Annotated in this window: 24 protein-coding genes; 12 read left to right on the forward strand and 12 right to left on the reverse strand. The window is 29.8% G+C overall.

Annotation, left to right across the window (positions count from 1 at the left end; all coding sequences use genetic code 11):
• Positions 1-38 precede the first annotated feature (38 nt).
• Positions 39-662 carry an adenylyl-sulfate kinase gene (gene cysC / locus HA140_RS00925; protein ID WP_209039355.1) on the forward strand — a complete coding sequence of 208 codons (624 nt, stop codon included), beginning with the start codon at positions 39-41 and terminating at the stop codon, positions 660-662.
• A gap of 15 nt (positions 663-677) precedes the next feature.
• Here cysC and purE read toward each other — a convergent pair whose 3' ends face one another.
• A complete protein-coding gene (gene purE / locus HA140_RS00930) occupies positions 678-1,214 on the reverse strand; it encodes a 5-(carboxyamino)imidazole ribonucleotide mutase (RefSeq protein WP_257469807.1) in 537 nt (178 codons plus the stop codon).
• Between the two features lie 89 nt (positions 1,215-1,303).
• Between purE and bchM the strand changes: the two genes are divergently transcribed.
• The gene (gene bchM / locus HA140_RS00935) at positions 1,304-2,005 is read left to right on the forward strand and encodes a magnesium protoporphyrin IX methyltransferase (RefSeq protein WP_209039356.1); all 702 of its coding nucleotides are present in this window, start codon (positions 1,304-1,306) and stop codon (positions 2,003-2,005) included.
• A gap of 1 nt (position 2,006) precedes the next feature.
• Here the strand turns inward: bchM and HA140_RS00940 are convergent, their stop codons facing one another.
• Positions 2,007-2,735, reverse strand: coding sequence for a response regulator transcription factor (locus HA140_RS00940; RefSeq protein WP_209039357.1), 729 nt, complete (start codon positions 2,733-2,735; stop codon positions 2,007-2,009).
• A gap of 60 nt (positions 2,736-2,795) precedes the next feature.
• On the opposite strand from HA140_RS00940, the gene HA140_RS00945 reads away from it, so the two are divergent.
• Positions 2,796-3,941, forward strand: coding sequence for a cysteine desulfurase family protein (locus HA140_RS00945; RefSeq protein ID WP_209039358.1), 1,146 nt, complete (start codon positions 2,796-2,798; stop codon positions 3,939-3,941).
• 6 nt (positions 3,942-3,947) lie between these two features.
• Here HA140_RS00945 and rsmH read toward each other — a convergent pair whose 3' ends face one another.
• Complete coding sequence (gene rsmH, locus HA140_RS00950; RefSeq protein ID WP_209039359.1) at positions 3,948-4,853, reverse strand: 16S rRNA (cytosine(1402)-N(4))-methyltransferase RsmH; 906 nt, start codon at positions 4,851-4,853, stop codon at positions 3,948-3,950.
• 38 nt (positions 4,854-4,891) lie between these two features.
• On the opposite strand from rsmH, the gene HA140_RS00955 reads away from it, so the two are divergent.
• Both HA140_RS00955 and HA140_RS00960 read left to right on the forward strand, forming a co-directional pair.
• Positions 4,892-6,079, forward strand: coding sequence for an NAD(P)H-quinone oxidoreductase subunit H (locus HA140_RS00955; RefSeq protein WP_209039360.1), 1,188 nt, complete (start codon positions 4,892-4,894; stop codon positions 6,077-6,079).
• Between the two features lie 9 nt (positions 6,080-6,088).
• Complete coding sequence (locus HA140_RS00960; protein ID WP_209039361.1) at positions 6,089-6,541, forward strand: acyl-CoA thioesterase; 453 nt, start codon at positions 6,089-6,091, stop codon at positions 6,539-6,541.
• A 3-nt stretch (positions 6,542-6,544) separates the two neighbouring features.
• On the opposite strand, the gene HA140_RS00965 is transcribed toward HA140_RS00960, so the two are convergent.
• Genes HA140_RS00965 through menA form a run of 3 tightly spaced genes read right to left on the reverse strand, consistent with a single transcriptional unit; the run spans position 6,545 to position 9,623 of the window.
• Complete coding sequence (locus tag HA140_RS00965) at positions 6,545-7,747, reverse strand: AMP-binding protein (RefSeq protein ID WP_209039362.1); 1,203 nt, start codon at positions 7,745-7,747, stop codon at positions 6,545-6,547.
• A complete protein-coding gene (locus HA140_RS00970; protein ID WP_209039363.1) occupies positions 7,744-8,709 on the reverse strand; it encodes an o-succinylbenzoate synthase in 966 nt (321 codons plus the stop codon). The genes HA140_RS00965 and HA140_RS00970 overlap by 4 nt, the downstream gene beginning before the upstream one ends.
• A complete protein-coding gene (gene menA, locus HA140_RS00975; protein ID WP_209039364.1) occupies positions 8,706-9,623 on the reverse strand; it encodes a 2-carboxy-1,4-naphthoquinone phytyltransferase in 918 nt (305 codons plus the stop codon). Before menA ends, HA140_RS00970 begins: the two co-directional genes overlap by 4 nt.
• 101 nt (positions 9,624-9,724) lie before the next feature.
• Here menA and HA140_RS00980 point away from each other — a divergent pair, with 101 nt between their 5' ends.
• Positions 9,725-11,137, forward strand: coding sequence for a chorismate-binding protein (locus tag HA140_RS00980; protein ID WP_209039365.1), 1,413 nt, complete (start codon positions 9,725-9,727; stop codon positions 11,135-11,137).
• On the opposite strand, the gene gshB is transcribed toward HA140_RS00980, so the two are convergent.
• Both gshB and grxC read right to left on the reverse strand, forming a co-directional pair.
• Complete coding sequence (gene gshB, locus HA140_RS00985; RefSeq protein ID WP_209039366.1) at positions 11,130-12,053, reverse strand: glutathione synthase; 924 nt, start codon at positions 12,051-12,053, stop codon at positions 11,130-11,132. The two genes, HA140_RS00980 and gshB, sit on opposite strands and share 8 nt — an antisense overlap.
• A 5-nt stretch (positions 12,054-12,058) precedes the next feature.
• Positions 12,059-12,313, reverse strand: coding sequence for a glutaredoxin 3 (gene grxC / locus HA140_RS00990; RefSeq protein WP_209039367.1), 255 nt, complete (start codon positions 12,311-12,313; stop codon positions 12,059-12,061).
• A 76-nt stretch (positions 12,314-12,389) separates the two neighbouring features.
• Here grxC and prfB point away from each other — a divergent pair.
• The 6 genes from prfB (at position 12,390) to HA140_RS01020 (ending at position 16,015) form a co-directional block, all read left to right on the forward strand.
• Positions 12,390-13,512, forward strand: a protein-coding gene (prfB, locus tag HA140_RS00995) for a peptide chain release factor 2 (RefSeq protein ID WP_209039368.1) whose coding sequence is annotated in 2 segments (ribosomal slippage) — positions 12,390-12,464 and positions 12,466-13,512 — 1,122 coding nt in all. Because the reading frame shifts where the segments join, the coding sequence is not laid out codon by codon here.
• A 2-nt stretch (positions 13,513-13,514) separates the two neighbouring features.
• The gene (locus HA140_RS01000; RefSeq protein WP_209039369.1) at positions 13,515-13,697 is read left to right on the forward strand and encodes a DUF3285 domain-containing protein; all 183 of its coding nucleotides are present in this window, start codon (positions 13,515-13,517) and stop codon (positions 13,695-13,697) included.
• A gap of 6 nt (positions 13,698-13,703) precedes the next feature.
• On the forward strand, positions 13,704-14,243 hold the full coding sequence (gene ybeY, locus HA140_RS01005) for an rRNA maturation RNase YbeY (RefSeq protein WP_209039370.1): 540 nt from the start codon (positions 13,704-13,706) through the stop codon (positions 14,241-14,243).
• 6 nt (positions 14,244-14,249) lie between these two features.
• Entirely contained in the window at positions 14,250-14,660 is a 411-nt protein-coding gene (locus HA140_RS01010) for a diacylglycerol kinase family protein (RefSeq protein ID WP_209039371.1), read from the forward strand.
• Between the two features lie 12 nt (positions 14,661-14,672).
• Entirely contained in the window at positions 14,673-15,269 is a 597-nt protein-coding gene (locus HA140_RS01015) for an anthranilate synthase component II (RefSeq protein ID WP_209039372.1), read from the forward strand.
• Between the two features lie 20 nt (positions 15,270-15,289).
• Positions 15,290-16,015 (forward strand): MBL fold metallo-hydrolase, encoded by a 726-nt coding sequence (locus HA140_RS01020; protein WP_209039373.1) that lies wholly within the window; start codon positions 15,290-15,292, stop codon positions 16,013-16,015.
• Here HA140_RS01020 and HA140_RS01025 read toward each other — a convergent pair.
• From HA140_RS01025 to mnmE, 4 genes are all read right to left on the reverse strand, one after another.
• Positions 16,012-17,121: a pyridoxal phosphate-dependent aminotransferase gene (locus HA140_RS01025; protein ID WP_209039374.1), complete on the reverse strand. Its 1,110-nt coding sequence runs from the start codon at positions 17,119-17,121 to the stop codon at positions 16,012-16,014. The two genes, HA140_RS01020 and HA140_RS01025, sit on opposite strands and share 4 nt — an antisense overlap.
• A complete protein-coding gene (argS, locus tag HA140_RS01030) occupies positions 17,121-18,935 on the reverse strand; it encodes an arginine--tRNA ligase (RefSeq protein ID WP_209039375.1) in 1,815 nt (604 codons plus the stop codon). The genes HA140_RS01025 and argS overlap by 1 nt, the downstream gene beginning before the upstream one ends.
• Before the next feature lie 27 nt (positions 18,936-18,962).
• Positions 18,963-19,829 (reverse strand): carboxylating nicotinate-nucleotide diphosphorylase, encoded by an 867-nt coding sequence (nadC, locus tag HA140_RS01035; protein ID WP_209039376.1) that lies wholly within the window; start codon positions 19,827-19,829, stop codon positions 18,963-18,965.
• A gap of 82 nt (positions 19,830-19,911) precedes the next feature.
• Entirely contained in the window at positions 19,912-21,294 is a 1,383-nt protein-coding gene (gene mnmE / locus HA140_RS01040; protein WP_209039377.1) for a tRNA uridine-5-carboxymethylaminomethyl(34) synthesis GTPase MnmE, read from the reverse strand.
• Between the last annotated feature and the right edge of the window lie 38 nt (positions 21,295-21,332).

The following is a 21,332-nucleotide window of genomic DNA, read 5'->3' on the forward strand; positions in this document are numbered from 1 at the left end:
AGGGTTAGGATGGGTTTTTAATTTTGATTATTCAAAAAATGAAAGAACAAGAACAAGCAAAATCAACCAATATTAAGTGGCACAATTTAACCATTGATAGAAAAAAGTTAGAGAAAATGAGAGGTCATAAAGGAATGGTTATCTGGTTTACAGGTTTATCTGGCTCTGGTAAGAGTACTTTAGCCAACGCTTTAAATGAAGTTTTACATTTAGAGGGTTTTTCGACTTACGTGTTGGATGGTGATAATATTAGACACGGTTTATGTAAAGATCTTGGGTTTTCGGATGAAGATAGAGAAGAAAATATTAGAAGAATTGGAGAAGTTGCGAATTTATTTATGAATGCAGGGATAATAACTATTACAGCTTTCGTTTCTCCGTTTATTAGCGATCGAGATAAGGTGAGAAAAATTATTGGATCTAAGGATTTTATTGAAGTTTATTGTGCCGCAGATATCACAGTTTGCGAAAATAGGGATACTAAAGGTCTTTATAAGAAAGCTCGTTTGGGTGAAATTAAGGAATTTACAGGCATTTCTAGTCCATATGAAGCTCCTCATAATCCAGAAATTGTTGTTGATACAGGCTTGTTAGATTTAAATGATTCCGTTGAAAAAGTTATTAATTACCTTAAAGAAGGAAACTTTCTTAAAAAGAACTAATAGAAAAATATTAGTTCATTTATTTTGTAGATAATTGTCAGCTCCAATAGTTGATAACTTACTATTTTTAGTTCTTACATTTGTATGAAGATTTTTTCTGAATTCTTTTAAATTTTTCTTTATGGATTCATCAAATAAACTGATGATCTCTATTGCCAATAATCCAGCATTCTGACCTCCATTAATTGCAACTGTTGCAACGGGAATTCCAGCTGGCATTTGAACGATTGATAAAAGAGAGTCAATCCCCTTAAGTGTCTTACTCTCGACTGGTACTCCAATGACGGGAATGCAAGTTATGGATGCCAGCATTCCTGGAAGATGAGCAGCACCACCGGCACCGGCAATTATTACTTTTATGTTTTCTGATTCTGCGTTTTTTGCATATTCCATCATTTCAATAGGTGTTCGATGAGCAGAAAGTATACAAACTTCAGTTTTTATTCCAAATTCTTTTAAGATGTCAATTGCAGGTTTCAATGTTTGTAGATCTGAATCACTACCCATTACGACAGCAATTTTATAAATATCTTTAGAATTTAATTCTGACAAAATAACAAATCAATTCTTTCCTATAATGGCGTGCAATTAATTTGGCGCCAGTTAGTTAGTATAAAAAGGATAAATTTTTCTAGGATATTATGACGTCAAATAAGATTATCGAAAAAAGGGAAGTTAGGGAGTATTTTAATGGCACTGGCTTTGAAAGATGGAATAAAATTTACAGCAAATCTGATGAAATTAATACAGTTCAGAAAAATATTAGGAAAGGACATCAAAAAACTGTAGATGATGTCGTCTCATATATCAAAAATTATCCTGAACTAACAAAAAAAAGTTTTTGTGATGCAGGATGTGGTGTAGGAAGTCTATCTATACCTCTATTAAGACTTGGCATAAAAGATCTACAGGTGAGCGATATTTCTTCTGAAATGATTAAAGAAACAAAGAAACGAATTAGTGAGTTAGGTTTGAATCAAGGTAAGATCAAATATGAAGTCTGTGATCTGGAAAAATTAAAAGGATTATTCGATGTTGTAGTTTGTTTGGATGTATTTATTCATTATCCTCAACCGGTCGCAGAAGAAATGGTCCAGCATCTATGTGATTTAAGCAAAGAAAAACTAATCGTTAGCTTTGCTCCTTATACTCCAATTCTCGCTCTTCTTAAAAATATTGGGAAATTATTTCCTGGGCCAAGTAAAACTACTAGAGCCTACACATTAAAAGAAAAGGGCATTATTGATGCTGCTAAAGAAAGAGGATTTAAAGTGGTCAACAAGAAATTAAATCAAGCCCCTTTTTATTTCTCAAAACTAATTGAATTCGAAAAAATTAAATAATTTATTTCACTAAACGATTTTCAAGTGCATAACGAACTAATTCGGTTCGGCTAGAGGTACCTGTTTTGATAAAAAGTCTACTTACATATTTTTCAACATTTCTAATAGATGTTTCAAGCTGTCTTGCAATTTCCTTGTTCATCAGTCCCTCTGCTACTAGTTGAAGTACACTTTCTTCTCTTGGAGTAAAACTTGGGAGATTTATTTTATCTTCTGAATTAGTTGGATTTTGGTCTGTGAGCATAGATTTTATTTCAGTAATTTGCTTCGCCATTTTGCTTACATCAACATCTGCAAATCTTGCTGCTTCTTTTAGTAAACGTTCTTGTCTGTTGATTACATTTTTCACTCTCGCAGCTAATTCATCGGGATCGAAAGGTTTGGAAATATAATCATCAACTCCTGCAAGATAACCTTCTGTTCTGTCAAGGGTCATTCCTTTTGCAGTTAGAAAAATAACTGGAGTTCCTCCTAATTTTTCATCCTCTCTAATTTTTTCTAATAAAGCATAACCATTAGCTCGAGGCATCATAATATCGCTAATTATCAAATCGGGAAAAACTGTTTGAGCTTTTTCCCAACCATCCTCTCCATCAACTGCAATAAATATTTCAAAGCCTTCATCTTCTAGAAATGTTTTTACAGCTGTTCTTAAACCAGGCTCATCATCAACTAATAAAATTCTTGATTTTCTTACCGGTTCATTATTTATTTGATTAATTTCATTCATTTTTTTAAATTCTTTAATTTGATTTTCTAGTAATAAAGAGAATTTTATATACTAAACATAATGCTATCAACTCCTATACTACTAGACTATCAATCTTCGACTCCTTGCTCAAAAGATGTTGTTGATTCTATGAAACCTTTTTGGAGTGAGATATTTTCTAACCCTTCAAGCAAATCTAATTTGGCGGGCATCAACGCGAGCGCTATATTAGAGTCTTCAAGAGAAAAAATAGAACAAAATTTATTTCTTAAGAATAAAAAAGTTATTTTTACAAGTGGGGCAACAGAATCTAATAACTTAGCCTTATTAGGTTTTGCTAGAAATTATTATAGAAAGACAGGCAAATATGGACATATTATTACTTTAAAAACAGAGCATAAAGCTGTTTTAGAGCCATTAAATCAACTCAAAAAAGAGGGATTTATGGTTACAGAAATTCAACCTGAGAAAGATGGCTTAATTTCAGAAGAACAATTCAAAAAAAATATAAGAGAAGATACATTTTTGGTTAGTGTAATGTTGGCAAATAACGAAATAGGAGTAATTCAGCCCATAGGGAATATTTCAAAGATATGTAAATCGAGAGGGATAACCTTTCACTCTGATTTTGCCCAATGTTTAGGTTATATCGAGTTAGATGATCTTTTATCAGAAGTGAATATGATAACGATGAGTTCTCACAAAATATATGGTCCTAAAGGGATAGGACTTCTTTTAATTGATGAAGCAATTCATCTTGAGCCTTTAATTGTTGGAGGAGGTCAGGAATATGGTCTCAGGTCTGGTACATTGCCTCTTCCTTTAGTAGTTGGCTTTGTTAAAGCAATAGAGATAGCAGTTTGTAATCAAAAAAATAACGCTGAGAAATTACTTTTGTATAGAAATAACCTTTTGGAGGGTTTGTTGGAAAATAATTCTGGCTTATTAATTAATGGCTCCATCGAAAAAAGATTACCTCACAATTTAAATTTGACTATATTGAATTTAAACGGAGCAAAGTTTCATAAACTTTTAAAATCTAAAATAATTTGTTCTAGTGGATCTGCATGCAGTAATGGTGAACCATCTCATGTTTTACTAGCCTTAGGTAGATCTTTTAAAGAAGCAGAATCTTCTATAAGATTAAGTATTGGATTAAGCACTAATTCAAAAGATATACAACAAGCAATTCATATTCTTACAAATACGATCAAATCATTACGTTAATAATTATTAGCTCTTTAATTGAGCAATTCTTAATTTTCCACTTCTTGCTCTTTTATTAAGTTCGACTTCTTGTTCAGAGGGAGTTATTGGTTTTTTTGTCAGGTTTTTTAGTCTTTGATCATTCTTAAAAGAGCTTTTAACTAACCTATCTTCCAGGGAATGAAAACTAATAATTGAGACAATTCCACCAGGTAGAAGCCATTCAGGGACAACTTGTAAAAATTTTTCTAATACTTCAATTTCTTTATTAACGGCAATTCTTAGTGCTTGAAATGTTCTTGTTGCTGGGTGTATTTTTTTATATCTTTGTTTTGGCGGGAAGCAGCCGGCAATAGAATAAGCTAACTCTTTTGTCCCAGAATATTTCCCATTTTCTTTTAAATCCATTTTTATTTTCCTAGCAATTTTTCTTGATAATCTCTCATCTCCATATTTATAAATTAGGTTAGCTAGATCTTTTTCGTTTAAAGTTTCAATTAATTTTTCTGCATCAATTGCAAGAAAAGGATTCATGCGCATATCAAGTGGACCATCTTTTTGGAAACTAAATCCTCTTTTAGGGTTATCAATTTGATTACTATTTACTCCAAGATCTGCAATCACAAAAGAAACTTTTTCTTTCGGAACAAAATCTGCAAAATTTGAAGCCCTTATGTCAATCCTATTTTTAAATTCATCAAGTTTTTGTGATGCTGATTTTCTTGCGAATGGATCTTGATCAAGTCCAATTATATTTAAATCCGAATATTTTCTCAATAAATGATAAGAGTGCCCGCCTCCGCCTAAAGTTGCGTCTATTCCTTTAAGTTGGTTGTGATGTATTAATGGGTAATGCTCTAATGACGCCATAATCTCATCTGTCATAACTGATTTATGATTGAAAAAAGATGAATCAGATAGGTCAGTTTGCATAACTTTCGACTAAGATTTATTTAGAAGTAAAATTTCGAATGGCTCAGCTAGAGACTAGAACAGAACCAATGGTGGTCAATTTTGGCCCTCACCACCCCTCAATGCATGGGGTTTTAAGGTTAGTTGTAACTCTTGATGGTGAGAATGTCATTGATTGTGAGCCTGTAATTGGATATTTACACAGGGGAATGGAAAAGATAGCTGAAAACAGGACAAATGTAATGTATGTCCCTTATGTAAGCAGAATGGATTATGCAGCAGGAATGTTTTATGAAGCTATTGTAGTAAATGCTCCTGAAAGATTAGCTAATATTCCAGTTCCTAAAAGAGCTAGTTACATCAGAGTTCTTATGCTCGAACTTAATCGTATTGCCAATCATCTTTTGTGGCTTGGTCCCTTTTTAGCAGACGTGGGAGCTCAAACTCCATTTTTCTATATTTTTAGAGAAAGAGAAATGATTTATGACCTCTGGGAAGCTGCTACTGGACAAAGGCTAATAAACAATAATTTCTTTAGGATAGGTGGTGTCGCATGTGATCTTCCATATGGATGGTTAGATAAATGTATAGATTTTTGTAATTGGTTCGGTCCTAAGATAGATGAATACGAGAAATTAATAACAAATAATCCAATTTTTAGAAAAAGAATTGAAGGTCTTGGAACAATACAAAGAGACCAGGCAATTAATTGGTCTTTATCTGGGCCAATGCTTAGAGCTTCTGGGGTGTCTTGGGATTTAAGGAAAGTCGATAGTTATGAATGTTATGACGATTTTGATTGGCAGATTGCTTCAGAAAAAGAAGGTGATTGTTACGCGAGATATCGAGTAAGAGTTGAAGAGATGAGACAATCACTAAGCATCATTCGCCAAGCTTGCAAAATGATTCCAGGAGGTCCAACAGAAAATTTAGAAGCTCAAAGAATGGCGACTGAAGATAAGAAAAGTGAAATATTTGGTATCGACTATCAATATGTCGCTAAGAAGGTTGCTCCAACTTTTAAAATTCCTAACGGAGAATTATATACTAGATTAGAGTCCGGCAAAGGGGAAATAGGTGTATTTATTCAAGGAAATAATGAAGTTACCCCATGGAGATTTAAAATTAGAGCAGCTGATTTAAATAATCTGCAAATATTGCCTCATATTCTTAAAGGTGCCAAAATCGCTGATATTATGGCAATCCTTGGTTCAATAGATGTCATTATGGGATCTGTTGATAGATAATTTCTTTAAATGAACCCCTCTGACTGGCTAATATTGCAGAAGAAAGTAAGGTTTGGTGATTGTGATTCTGCAGGTGTAATTCATTTTCATAACTTATTAAAATGGTCGCATGAAGCTTGGGAAGAAAGTATTGAAATCTATGGGATCCCTTGTAACGATATTTTTCCAGATTTTTCTATACGTAAAAGTCAAATTATTTTTCCAATAGTAAATTGTGAAGCAAACTTTCATGTGCCTATAAAAATTGGAGATTTATTAAAAGTAAAAATTGCCCCCCATAAAATTAATACTCATTTGTTCCAAGTAAATAGCTTTTTTATAAAAAATGGAAATAAAGTAGCCGAAGGGAAAATTATACACTGTTCTTTAGATGTTGATTCAAGAAATAAAATAGAAATTCCCGATCAGCTAGAAAGATGGATAGAGGCTTCTAATGTGAGTACAAATTTAAAAGAATGCTGATTATTATTTTTTGAATTTATAGTTTATTTTTTCTGTAATGCTATTTTTGTTTTTAACAATCCACTTTTCAGGCTTTTCATGTTTAGGCCAACTTTGAGAAAAATTTTTTAATAAATTTAAAGAAATTTCAATATTTTTATCATTTGTAAGTTCTCTAAATTCAACTATTACTTTAATTTTATTTCCCCATAATTTGTTAGATACTTTCGCAATATTGAATTTATTAATTGGGATATTTTCTTTCATAATGAAATCATTTAATCTAGATTCAATTACTTCAGGGAAAACAACTTCTCCTCCTGAATTAAAGGCATTATCACTTCTTCCAACAAATTTTAAATAGTAAGAATTATTGATTTGCTTAATTTCACCTAAATCACTTGTTTGCCACCACCCATTTTTATTTTTGAAATTTTCAGTTTTTAAAGAATCTATTATTTCAATTCCAATTCTGGCTGATTTTATTTCGATTAATCCTTGTGCGTTAATTCTTATTTTTGTATCAGGTAGTATTTCTCCAACATTTTTAAAACCCATTAAGAATTCTTTTGGTTTTAAACTCGTAACCATTGCTGCAGTTTCAGTTGCGCCGTAACAAGGTGCTAATTTTATTTTTTCTTTTATACATTGTTCTGCAGTTTCGTCTGAAATTGAAGCTCCACCTACCCAAATTAGATCAAAAATTTTTAGCCAACTAATTCCATCTTTTTGAGCTAAAAGTCTTTGTAATTGGGTAGGTACTAATGATGTAATCAAGTGTTTTTTGTTTTTTTTAAATTTAATTGTGAAAAGTAAAAGTTCTCGAGTTTTTTTTATCAAATTCGGAGAAATATTAATACAATCACATCCCCAAGTTTGACTTCTAAAAATTGGCATTAATCCACTTATATGGTTCAGGGGTAAAGTATTTAAAATTAAGCAGTTTTGTAATTCAAATCCTTGCTCTATTAGCCATTGACCTGATGTAGTTGCAGATAATTTAAGATTATTTAAATGGTGAAAACATTGTCTCGGTTTTCCAGAACTCCCACTACTGTTTAAGATAATTGCTGGCCCATTTTCAGTAATTGAATCTAATACATCTTTGTCTTCATAAAATTTGTTTTTTACATAAATAATTTTATTATCTCTAATTTTTTCAATTATTTTTTCTACAGATTGAGTTTCGTTATTTTCAACTTCAATAGTATGAATTTTATTTTTCATAGTTGATCCCATATCGTTTTTGCTTCATTTAAAAATAGAAACGAATTAGGGAATTTATTCATTGCTAAACCAGGAACTTTTGGTGTTGGTCCTTGCAATTGTAGAGAAGATAAATGATGGAGCCATCTCTTTCCTATTCCAGTTTCAAATGAGGTACTTATAGATATTAAAGCTTTTTTATTTTCTAATTCTCTTAAAAGCTTAACTGGATTATTTTCTTGAGAAGGCCTTCTAATTTGCCAACCCTTCCACTCATCAATCAAAGTTGGAAATTTTAAAAGTGATTCGTCTAAAGCTATTGGAATTTTTTTGTTTAGTTCTGTCATTCCATCAATATCATCAACACAGAGAGGTTGTTCTAACCAATCTATATTTTTATTATCTTTCAAAATATCAGCCCATCTATTAGCTATCTCTCTTCCCCAAGAACCATTAGCATCTATTCTTAACTTAATATTATTACCTATTTTGCTTAAAATTTCTTCTAATTTTGCTTCTTCCTCATGGTTATTTTTTAGTGCTACTTTCCATTTTAAGGTTAATGATTTTCCAATATCACAATATCTTTTTTTAATATCATTTAGATCTGAAACTACATTTTCATGATTTAACAATATGGCTGTTTTACCAATTTCATCAAAGTAGTAGTTTTCTTTAAAAATTATTTTTCCATTAATCTCAGCTAATGCAGAATTTATTGCAGATTGAATGCATGGGTGAAAAATATTTATTTGCTCAGATAAATTAAATTCCTCTATATACTCAGGGATCATATCTAGTTGTTTCGTACACTTTTTTAAGTCTTTTTTATGTAGCGGTGAAACTTCTCCAAACCCTATTTTTTTATCATTACTTATTAATTTAATTATCCAACCCGATTTTGTATGGTAATTGGTTTTAGAATTTTCTACTTTGGCCGATAACTTAAAGCTATAAGATTTTTTTTGAAATATTAAGTTCATTTATTTAGTAAGTAATTAAATATTAATCCTGTGATTAAACCAATTCCATTAAGAGTTTGAAATTTTATTGCGATGAATTTGCAATTTTTTATTGCAGAAGGTTTTGTATACGAAGATTTTAATAAATTTATAAGTCTTGTTGCTTGAGGGAAACTAAGCAAATAAAGGATGCAAAAAACTGGAATAAATCCATAAACTATTGTGAAAAGTTGAAAAATATATATTGTAAAAATTATCCAAGGCACAAATTGAGAACCTTTTTTTGCCCCTAAGCGAACTAAAGGTGAATTTTTCCCATGCTTTTTATCTTCAGAAATTTGATGAAAATGAGAACAAAATAACACAAGAGTTGTTGCCAAGGAAGGTCCTGAACCAAGTAATAAAGAAACTTTCCATGGAATATCTTCGAAGTAAATATTAGACGGATTTAACGCAATTAAGACTGCAGAGTACGCAAAAGGTCCAAATGCAAGCCAGCATAATGGTTCTCCTAAACCTTGATAGCCTAATCTAAAAGGAGGACCTTGATATAAGTATCCTAAGAAGCAGCAAGCTGCCACCAAAATAAAAATGTTTATACTTGTTGATACTGAAATAATTAAAATTATTAATAAACCAATAACTAAAGATGTATATGCAATAAATGAAATTATTTTTTTATTTTTTACAAGATTTACAATTGAATGGAATTTAAATTCATCGATTCCTGTTTCTGCGTCGTATAAATCATTAGTTAGATTTTCCCAAAGTAATATCAAAACTGCAGCTAAAGTAAATGAAATCAAATTATAAATTTTTACCTCTTCATATTGATTGAGCAAGTAAGCCCCTGTTATTAAAACTGGAAGTATGGCCACAGAATAAAGAGGCCATTTTATTGCTTTTTTCCATAATTTTTTTTTATCTTCTTCCATTTTTAATTAACACGCAAAATTAGATAATTATTGGATGTAGTTTATAAATTGAGTTACATTTTTTACTTTATTGCATCATTTTTAGTTATTTTCAATAAGTAATGAAAAATGATTTAAACTTAACAGATTTTTTAAAAGATGTATTTTCCTCTTTCGATAAGAAAGTTGAAAATTCTGGATTAGTAAGTATTTGTATTGAGATTCCTTGTATTGATTTATTTCAAGTTTATGAATTGTTAATAAATCAATATCCGTTTTCTTCATTTTGGGAGGAATCTGATGGCATTTCATATATAGCTTTCGAGAAGTGTAAATATGTTACTCTGGATGGCCCAAAAAGATTTGAGGTGGCAAAAGAGTTTAATTCTGAGAATTTTAAAAATTTAATTAACTTAACTAATGAATCGCATAATTCTGCACTTTCAAAAATAATTTATTTGTTTTCTTTCTCTGAAAATTTGAATAATAATAATTTACCTACAGATATCCCTAGTTTGGAAGCAATTTTGCCAAAAATATTAATTACTAAAAGTGGCAAGAATTGCTGGTTAAGAATCAATGGTCATGTTGAAGGTAAATCATCATTAAGAACATTAATTGAAGAAATATGGACAATTAGAAATCAAGTTATTAATTCTGGCTCAGAATTAATAAAATCATCTGGTTTAAAAACTATTTTTGATTCCCCTTTTATTGATGATTTCTCACGCTCCTTAGAAACTTCTAAAACAAACATGAAAAAAGTAGTAAATAGAGGAATTCAATTAGTAGAGAAAGATATCCTCGAAAAGATAGTTTTAGCGAATAGGATTAAAATAAAGCTTAAAAATAAATTAGATTTAGTAGAAATTTTAAAAAGATTTAAAAAGAAGCAACCAAATACCTGTAGATACGTTTGGAAAAGGAATTGTAAGGATATTTTGTTTGGAGCATCTCCAGAAAAATTATTTTCTTTCTCTAAACCTAATTTAACTTTAGAGGCTCTTGCTGGAACTATCTCTACTAATTCAAATTTTAAGAAACTCCTAAAAAGTACTAAAGACTTAAAGGAACATAATTATGTAATACAACATTTGATTAAATCTTTAGAAGTTTCAAAAATAACAAACTTTAAAAAAAGTGATATCAAGGTAAATTCATTTGGAGATATTTCTCATTTGCAAACACTCATTTTCTCTAAAGTTGAAAATATTTGTCCTTTTGAATTGCTTAAAAACTTACATCCATCTCCAGCTGTTTGTGGATACCCAAAAGATGCAGCATTGGATTGGATAAACACTCTTGAGTCTTTTCCTAGAGGGAATTATGCTTCTCCAATGGGTTGGGTTGATTCATCAGGCAATGCTTCATTTCTTTTGGCAATAAGAGGTGCAAGATGTATTGAAGAAAATATTGAATTTACTGCAGGTTCAGGTATAGTTTCTGGCTCCGTTTTAGAGAAAGAAATAGATGAGATTAAATTAAAATTTGAATCTATAGTAAAACAGATATTTTGCGCTAAAAACCCTAGATAATTTCTACTAATTTTTCAATAACTTCCTCTGAAACATTTTTATTGGATAAATTTTCTATTTCTCTTAAACCTGTTGGGCTGGTTACATTAATCTCGCTAAGCATTCCATTTATTACATCAATTCCTACAAAAAATAAACCCTCATCTTTGAAGTGTTGAGATAATTCTGAGCAGATACTTTTTTCTTTTTCTGTTAATAATGTGGGTTCAGCCTTGCCTCCCATCGCTAAATTACTCCTAAAATCGCCTCCTTGAGGAATCCTATTTATTGATCCAATTGCTTCTCCGTTTACGATAATTATTCTTTTATCACCCTCTATGACTTCAGGAATAAATTTTTGCATCATAACGGGTAATTTTTCTTGAGAAGTGATTAATTCAATGATTGATTTAATTCCTGGAGAATTTTTATTTATCCTTATAACACCTTGACCACCTTTTCCTCCTAGAGGTTTTATAACTACTTCATTATTTATATTTGCAAAATTAATAAGATCTTTTACCTTACTCGCAACTATTGTAGGTGCCATTAAGTGGCTGTATCTTAAAGCACCTAGCTTTTCATTCCACGCTCTTAACGATGAGGGTTTGTTTATTACTTTTACTCCTTTTCTTTCGGCAACTTCTAAAAGATGGGTTGCATATAAATAAGCCTCATTTACAGGAGGATCTTTTCTCATCCAAATGCAATTAAATTCGGCGAGAGGTATGCAATCATTCTCTTTGAAAGAAATCCATGGAATTACTTCAACTTTTACGGAAGATGCCCATACTTCATCACCTCTAGCTTCCAGGTCTTGAGGAGTACAACTCCAGATTTCAATATTTTTTTTTGATGATGCTTGCATTAAAGCAGCAGTTGAATCTTTTAAGGGATTTATATTTTTAATTGGATCTATTACGAATAGAAATTTCATAAGATCTAGTTTAATAATGCTTCTAATTTATTTTCATTTTCTAATGCGAAGAGATCATCGCAGCCTCCGATACCCTCATTATCTATAAATATTTGTGGTAATGTTCTTCTACCATCAGCTCTTTCAATCATCAATGCTCTGGCATCTTCGTCGCCATCTATTTTATATTCTGTAAAATTTACATTTTTTTTCTTGAGTAGTGATTTTGCTCGAATACAGAATGGGCAATATTGCCAAGTATAAATTTCAACTTTGGACATTTTTTTAAAATAATACTTAGTTTATACTATTAAACAAAAGTGCTTGTTAGATTATAAATAACGATTAAATTCTATTTTGATAGATATTACAGATTTCAAAAAAGATCTTTCGGAACTAACAGAGCGCCTGGGTAATGCTCAGGATTGTCTTTGACGTTCCAAGATTAAAAGCGAAAAGGAAAGAGTTAGAGCAAATTTCTGCTCAGCCTGAATTTTGGGATAATCAAGAAGAAGCTAAAAAGCAAATGTTAATCCTTGATGATGTTAAAGCACAACTCGAATTGTTAGACAAATGGAAAACTTTTATTTCTGATGCTAATGCCTCTCTTGAGCTTTATTCTCTAGAACCCGAAGAGGAAATGATTTTAGAATCGCAGCTGGGATTAAAGAAATTAAGAGAGAATTTGGATAAATGGGAATTTGAAAGATTGTTATGTGGTGAATACGATAAGGAAGGAGCAGTAGTGTCTATTAACGCCGGTGCTGGTGGAACAGATGCACAGGATTGGGTAGAGATATTATTGAGAATGTATACAAGATGGGCAGATAATAATCAAATGAGCCTTATCATCAATGAATTATCTCAAGGAGAAGAAGCAGGGATTAAAAGTGTAACTTTTGAAATTGATGGAAAATATGCATATGGCTATCTGCAACATGAAAAAGGTACTCATAGATTAGTAAGAATTTCACCTTTTAATGCTAATGGCAAAAGACAAACCAGCTTTGCAGGGGTAGAGGTTATGCCAAAATTAGATGATAAAATTTCACTTGACATACCTGAAAAAGATTTAGAAATTACAACAAGTAGATCCGGTGGAGCTGGAGGACAAAATGTTAATAAAGTAGAAACAGCAGTAAGAATTGTTCATTTGCCTTCAGGGATTTCAGTAAGATGTACTCAAGAAAGATCTCAATTACAAAATAAAGAAAAAGCTATGTTACTTCTTAAGTCTAAACTACTTGTGATTGCTAAAGAACAACGAGCTGCTCAAGTCGCTGATATTAAAGGTGATATTGTGGAAGCTGCATGGGGCAATCAAATCAGAAATTATGTTTTCCATCCTTATCAAATGGTAAAAGATCTTAGGACTATGAAGGAGACCAACGACTTAGATAGTGTTTTAGATGGTGGACTTGAACCATTTATTCATGAACTATTACGCATGAATATTTCTTCTGAAGAATCTATTGACTAAAAATGGAAAATAAAAACGCAAATTTAGAAAAAAAAGTTGCTCCTCCAAGCTTTATAAAGCTTGCAATGAGAAATATGGTAAGGAAGGGTTCAAAAAGTATTTCTCATTTTTCAATAACCTTTTTAATTTTAATTGGGATTTTAATATTAGTGGCCACAATAGGTAAGCCCAATATTCCTGTGTAATAATTTATGAAAGAAAAAATTATTTCTGAAATAAATTTAGATTTAGTTTTTCAATGTAATGATTTTTCTCAATTTTCAAATAAGTTAAAAGAAACTAAAACCAAACTTATTTTTGACTCTATTTTTTGGGAACAAGTTTTTTTATCTTGGATAAATACAATATTAAAAAAACACGATTATGCATTGCCAAATTTTATTTTTGAAAAAAAATCTTTTTCATTAGGCTTACAGATAATATCTAATCAAGAAATTGCTTCTTTGAACAAGAAGTGGATGCAAAAAAATGGTCCAACTGACGTCCTATCTTTTCCAATCACTTCTGATGAATCTCTAGATAATTTAGATCACATAGAATTGGGAGACATATTTATATCATTAGAGATGGCACTTGAGCAATCTTATGAATATAAACATTCAATCTATAATGAGATGCTCTGGTTGGCTAGTCATGGATTTTTGCATCTTTTAGGATGGGAACATAATAATGATCTTGATTTAGAAAATATGTTAAGTTTTCAAGAATATTTAATTACTCAATTAGATTAAAAATCTATGGAAAAAAAAATAAACTCTTTAGAAAATAGAAAAGAATCATACAAAACTTCTAGGAATGTATTTATTAGTTTTAAATATGCTTTCAGTGGAATTAGTTATGTATTAAAAACTTCAAGAAATTTTAAAATTCAATTAATTTTTGCAGTAACAAGTTTAATAATTGGTTTTTTATTGCACATTAGTCTAAGTAATTATGTGATTTTGATTGCCGCAATTATGTCTGTTTTAATATTAGAAATATTAAATACATCTATTGAATCAATAGTTGATTTAGTAGTAAAAAAAGAATTTAGTATTTTGGCTAAAATTTCAAAAGACACATCTGCAGGAGCAGTATTATTGGCTTCCATTAATTCTGTTATTATTGCTGTATATATCTTTTTTCCTAAAATAAAGTTGTTATTTTAAATTCATATAAATATGTTTCTTGTTATTGATAATTACGATAGTTTTACTTACAACCTTGTTCAATATTTAGGTGAACTTTCAGTTGAGCATGAAATAACTAAAGAATTAATAGTGAAAAGAAATGATGAAATTACTATAGAAGAAATTATCAATCTAAATCCTAGTGGCATCCTATTATCTCCAGGTCCTGGCAATCCAGATCAATCTGGAATTTGTCTACCAATACTAAAAAAATTATCTAAAAACATTCCCACATTAGGAGTTTGTTTAGGTCACCAAGCTTTGGCCCAAGCTTTTGGAGGGAAGGTTGTAGTTGGTAAAGAACTTATGCATGGTAAGACATCTAAAATTTTTCATAATCAAAAAGGATTGTTTAAAGATATAGAGACTCCATTTGTGGCTACTAGATACCATAGTCTTATAGTTGATTCAAGTTCTTTACCATCTTGTTTTGAGATAACTGCGACTTTAGAAGACTCAACTATTATGGCTATTTCGCACAAAGAATATAAACATTTACATGGGGTACAGTTTCATCCTGAAAGTGTCTTGACACAATTTGGTCATAAATTAATTAGTAATTTTCTAAAAATGGCTGAACAAAAGTAAAATAAAAAAAAATTAATATTATGATTTTTCAAATTAAAAACTTATTCTTTTTTTTATTATTTAGCTTTTTCTTACCTACTTCATTATTAGCAAGGAATTTATTAATAAAAAGTTTGGGGCATAGTAGTTTTTTAATTAATAGTGCAGAAAAATCGATCCTTATAAATCCTTTTAAAGCAACAGGTTGTGCAAGTAATTTAAAGGAGCCAAATGAACTAAATGTAGATTTTATTTTGGCTAGTTCTAGGCTCCTAGATGAGGGATATAACCCAAATGATCAATTAATGTTTGTTGATCCTGGAATCTATCAATTTGAGGATATTTTATTAAATGGAATTTCTGTTCCACATGACAGATTAGATGGCAGAAGATTTGGGATGGCAACTGTTTGGAGTTGGGAGCAGAGTGATCTTAAAATTGTTCATATGGGAGGAGCAGCTGGTGATGTTGATATTAATAGTCAAATTATTTTGTCTCGCCCAGATATCTTATTTATTTCAATTGGTGGAGGAATAAAATCTTACGATGGAGAAGAGGCCTCGAAAATCGTTAAAATTTTAAAACCTAATGTAGTTATTCCTGTTCATTTTGCCCCAGGCAAACAAATTATTAAAGACTGTGATTTCTCAAATGCAGATTTATTTATCGAAAATATGAAAGATTTTAAAGTAAAATATGTTGGAAATGATTTTCAAATAGAGCCTCAAAAAATCGATCAAAATACAATTTATATTTTTAGTAACTAATTTATTAAATCTAATTCCTTGTAATTGTTCCAGAAAAAAATCATTTGTTCTGTATTTCCAATACTAACCCTTATGGAATTCCCAATATCTTTTTTGTTCTCCATACTTCTAATTAGAATACCTTTTTTTCTCATCTCTTTTATTAAAATTTTAGGATCTTTTTTTGGCCAAATTAAGAAATAATTACCTCCACTAAAGTGAGTTCTGATTTTTGTAGATTTGAATTTATTTAAAATCCATTCTCTTGCTTTTTTTACTTCTAAAACATAATTATCAATATATGATTTGTCTTTAAGAGCTGCTAATGCTGCTGTTATAGCAAAGCTATTTACATCATATGGTCCTGTAACTTTATTAATGTACTCAATTAAACTTTTATTGCCAAAAGTAAAACCTATTCTTAAACCAGCTAAACCTGCTGTTTTTGAGAGAGATTGGATTATTAGTATATTATGATTCTTTTCAAAATCTATCGATTCAAGAAGACTATCTCCATTAAATTTTTCATATAGTTCATCAACAATTATCAATGAATCTCGATTGATATTAGCTAAGTTAATTATTTCTTTAGAGCTTAAAACTGTTCCTGTTGGATTATTTGGATTACAAATAAATATTAACTTTGGATTTTTCTTTTTGATTATATCCGTAAATTCTTCAATGGGGAATAGAAAATTTTCTCCAACATAAGAACAACTTATTTTCTTCATTCCACGCATTTCTGAACAAGGAGAATAGTAACCAAAAGTTGGATTTGTGGTAAGAAATATTTGATCTTTTTCTCCAAAGCAATTAAAAATTGCATTAATTGCAGCATCTGCTCCATTAAAAATTCCTATTTCATTAATATCAAATTTTCTTGAATCAAGATATTTATCACATAAAAATTTTTTTAATAAATTATATTCTGGATAAATTGAAATCTCATTTAATTTTATCGCATGTAATGCTTCTAAAACCTTAGGACTTGGACCTAAAGTATTTTCATTAAAGTCTAAGCGGAGTAAATTTCTTCTATTTTCTAAAGGTGCAGAGTAAGACTGCATATTTATTATTTCTTCTCTTGGTTTTGGGAAAAGATTATTTAATGGATCAAAATCATTCATTACATTCTTTCTAAAGTTTCAATTCCTAGTAGCTCTAGGCTTAATTTTAGTATTTTTGCAGTTAGGTCACATAAATTAAGTCTAGAAATTTTTATATTTTTTTCTTCTTTGAGGATTGGGACTTGATCATAGAATCTATTAAAAGTCTGACATAGTTCAAAAAGATAATTGCACAGTCTATTTGGCATTAAGTCTTTTTCAATAGAGATTATGACTTCATCGAACTTAAGTAATTTTCTGATAAGTTTCCACTCACATTTATGTTCATAATTTATATATTCAGAATCTTTATAGTCATAAACAAAATTACTTTTTCTTTTAATTCCTAAAATTCTTACAAGTGTATATAACAAATAAGGAGCAGTATTACCATTTAGGGAAAGCATTTTATCAAAACTAAATTGATAATTGGTAATCCTATTTTGACTTAAATCTGCATACTTAACAGCTCCTAATCCAATAATTCTTGAAGTATTTGCTATAAACTCTTCGGTTTCATAACGATCTTCATCTTCTAATCTTTTCAATAAATCTTCTTTTGCTCTTCTAACTGCTTCATTTAATAAATCTTTTAGGCGTATTGTTTCACCTTCTCTTGTCTTTAGTTTTTTACCATCAATTCCTTGAACTAACCCAAAAGGGACATGGTCTACTTGACAATTTTCTGGGATCCATTTTGCTTTTTTTGCAACTTGAAAAACTCCAGCAAAATGATTTGCTTGCCCATGATCAGTTACATAAATAATTCTTGAAGCATCATCGCCATTAGGAGGTTTATTGAATCTGTATCTTATAGCAGCAAGATCTGTAGTGGCATAATTAAAACCCCCATCTTTTTTTTGAATAATTAGCGGTAAAGGTTTGCCTTCTTTATTAGTCATCCCATCTAAAAATACACATTTTGCTCCTTGATCTTCTACTAATATTTTTTCTAAATTCAAATCATCAATAACTGATTTTAAGAAGGGATTATAAAAAGATTCACCTCTTTCTTCTATTTTTATTTTTAAATTTTTATAGATTTCATCAAATTCTTTCCTTGATTGATCACATAATAATTTCCAAGCTTTAATCGATTTAATATCTCCACTTTGTAACTTAACTACCTCCTCTCTAGATCTTTTTTGGAATTCAGATTCGTTATCAAATCTTTTTTTTGATTCTTTATAAAATTCAACTAAATCACTTATTTTGATCTTTCCTATTTCTTCTAGATCATTTGAATATAAATCTTTGAGCTGAGTAATAAGCATGCCAAATTGTGTTCCCCAATCACCAACATGATTGAGTCTCAATACTTCATAACCTCTTAACTCGAAAATTCTAGATATTGAGTCACCTATTATTGTTGATCTTAAATGCCCTACATGCATTTCTTTAGCAATATTAGGGCTAGAAAAATCTACAATAACTTTATTGGACAAACCACTATTTAAATCTTTTCTAATTAGAGGTATGCCAGCCCTATTGCATTGAATATTTGACTTAATTTCATTTATTAGAACCTCATCTTTTAATTTTATATTTATAAATCCAGGTCCAGCTATTTCTAGACTCTTACATAATTTTGATATGCTTATATTTTTATTTAAAAGGTTAATAAAATCATTAGAAATATCTCTGGGGTTCTTTTTATATATTTTTGATAAACTCAAACAAACATTACATTGATAATCACCAAATTCCTCTTTTGATGATTGTGTAATTAAATTTTTTCGAAGAATTTCGAATTCTCCTTTTTTATCATTTTTTTCAAGACTATCTAAAAGAGATTGTTCAAATTGTTTTGTTAATTCTTTAAAAATGATTAGCATTAATTATTCAATTATTTATCTATATAATTAATTAATATAACGCATACTCAAATCAATCCAATTACTTTTGGTGATTGAAGAACTTGTTGAAATCAAATCAATACCTTTTATTAGATATTTACTAATTTCTTCAGGGTTAATTCCAGAAACTTCTATTATCAAATTTTTATTTACTTCTTTTTTTAAGCTAATCATTGATAAATCTCTTAATTCTTGAACGTTTTTTTTGATTATTTCAGGGCTAAGTTCATCCAATAAGACACTATCTGCTCCTGCTAATACTGCTTCTTTTGCCTGTTCGATATTCTCGGCTTCAATTATGATGTGAGTTGTAAAAGGCGAATTTAGTCGAATTTTTTTTACTGCATTATTAAGATTATCTGTCCATGCAATGTGATTTTCTTTTATCATAGCTGCATCGTATAATCCCATTCTATGATTGACTCCACCTCCGCATTTGAATGCATATTTTTCAAATATTCTTAAGCCAGGAGTCGTTTTCCTAGTATCTGCTAATTTTATATTTGTACCTTCTAACTTATTTACAAGATTCTTTGTGTATGTTGATATTCCAGATAAATGCATTGCTATATTTAAGCTTATTCTTTCACTAGCTAGCAAACTTTTTGAAGGCCCATATATTTCTAAGAGTTTTTGATCTTTAACAAATTGATCTCCATCAGAGATATTAAATTTTGGACTGATTTTTAAATCAATTTTTCTAAAAATTTCTTTTATAATTTCAACCCCGCAGAATATACCCTCTTCTTTTGCAATCCAATATGCATTACCGTTCTCTTCTGTAATAGAGGAACTTGTAAGATCTCCCCTACCTATATCTTCATCGATCCAATTATCAATGATTCTACTTATTATTGGAGTATTTAAATCCACTAAACTAAGAAATAATTAATTAATAAAAATTAAACTGAAGTTAGAGAATCAACTATATACCACTATGTAATTTAACTCAAATTTATTTACCAATACAAAACTTAGAAAAAATATTATCTAGAAGTTCCTCTGTTAATTCTTGACCAGTAATTTTAGATAAGTTTTGAATTCCATCTCTCAGCTCAATTGATAACAAATCAAATGGTAATTTATTTTCAATTATTTCATCAGTATCATTTAAATTAGATAAGCAAGCAGACAAATTTGTTAGATGTCTTTCGTTTAAAAATATATTGATATTTTCTACTTGTTTTAATCCGCATTTTTTTATAATTGTGTCTATTAATAATCTTTCACCATCATTATTCTTAATACTCATAAGAATTGTGTTTTTTAACTCATTTGAATTAATATTTTTGTAATCAATTAAATCTTTTTTATTGCCCAAAATAGTAATTAATTTTTCTTTGGGAATTTCTTGTATTATTTTTTTGTCTTCTTCATTAAATCCTTCTTCAAGACTATAAATATAAATTATAAAATCTGACTCTTTTATTTTCCCAAAACTTTTTTTAATTCCAATACTTTCAATTTGTTCATGAGTTTCTCTTATGCCAGCAGTATCAATTATTTTCATTGGAATATCATTAATAGTTAAATTAACTTCAATAACATCTCTAGTTGTTCCAGGAATATTAGTTACGATTGCTTTCTCTTTTTTTGCAAGCAAATTTAATAAAGAGCTTTTGCCAACATTTGTTTTACCTATAAGCGCAATGGATATTCCATTGTGAATATATGAATTTCTTTTTGCATTTTCTATTAGTAATTCTATTTTTTCTTTTACTTTTTTAATGTTTTTTAGATATTTGGTGTAATCAAAATCTGTGAAGTCTTCTTCAAAATCAACTCTCGCTTCTATTTCGCAAAGTTGATTTATAAGGTCATTTTTAATATCATCAATTTTTTTCTTTATTTCTCCTTGAACCCCGCTAAAGGCTAACTCGGCTGATCTGGTATTGCTTGCATTAATTAATTGATTAATCGACTCGGCTTGAGTAAGGTCTATTTTCCCATTAAGAAAAGCTCTTTGACTAAATTCTCCTGGGTTTGCAAGTCTAACTCTAGAATTACTAGATAATAATATCTTTAAAACTTTATTTACTATGATAATTCCGCCATGGCAATGAAGTTCAACTACATCCTCTCCTGTGAAGCTATTTGGGGATTTCATCACTAAAATTAAAACCTCATCTATAAATTTATTTTGTTTATTTTCCTGAATAAAACCACGAAAAACTCTATGTGATTTCCATGCATATTTAGATTTAGTTTGAACAATCTTTTTGCAAGAATTTATTGCGTCTTTCCCTGATATTCTTATTATCGCAACCCCTCCCTTCCCAATACTTATAGCTGAAGCAATTGCGGCTATCGTATCTTCTGTAGTAACTATTGAATCCATCTCTCGCTTTGTTATGGATAATTAAGTAAGATTATCAA

It is taken from the genome of Prochlorococcus marinus CUG1417 (genome assembly GCF_017695975.1).
Lineage (GTDB): Bacteria > Cyanobacteriota > Cyanobacteriia > PCC-6307 > Cyanobiaceae > Prochlorococcus_A > Prochlorococcus_A marinus_AG.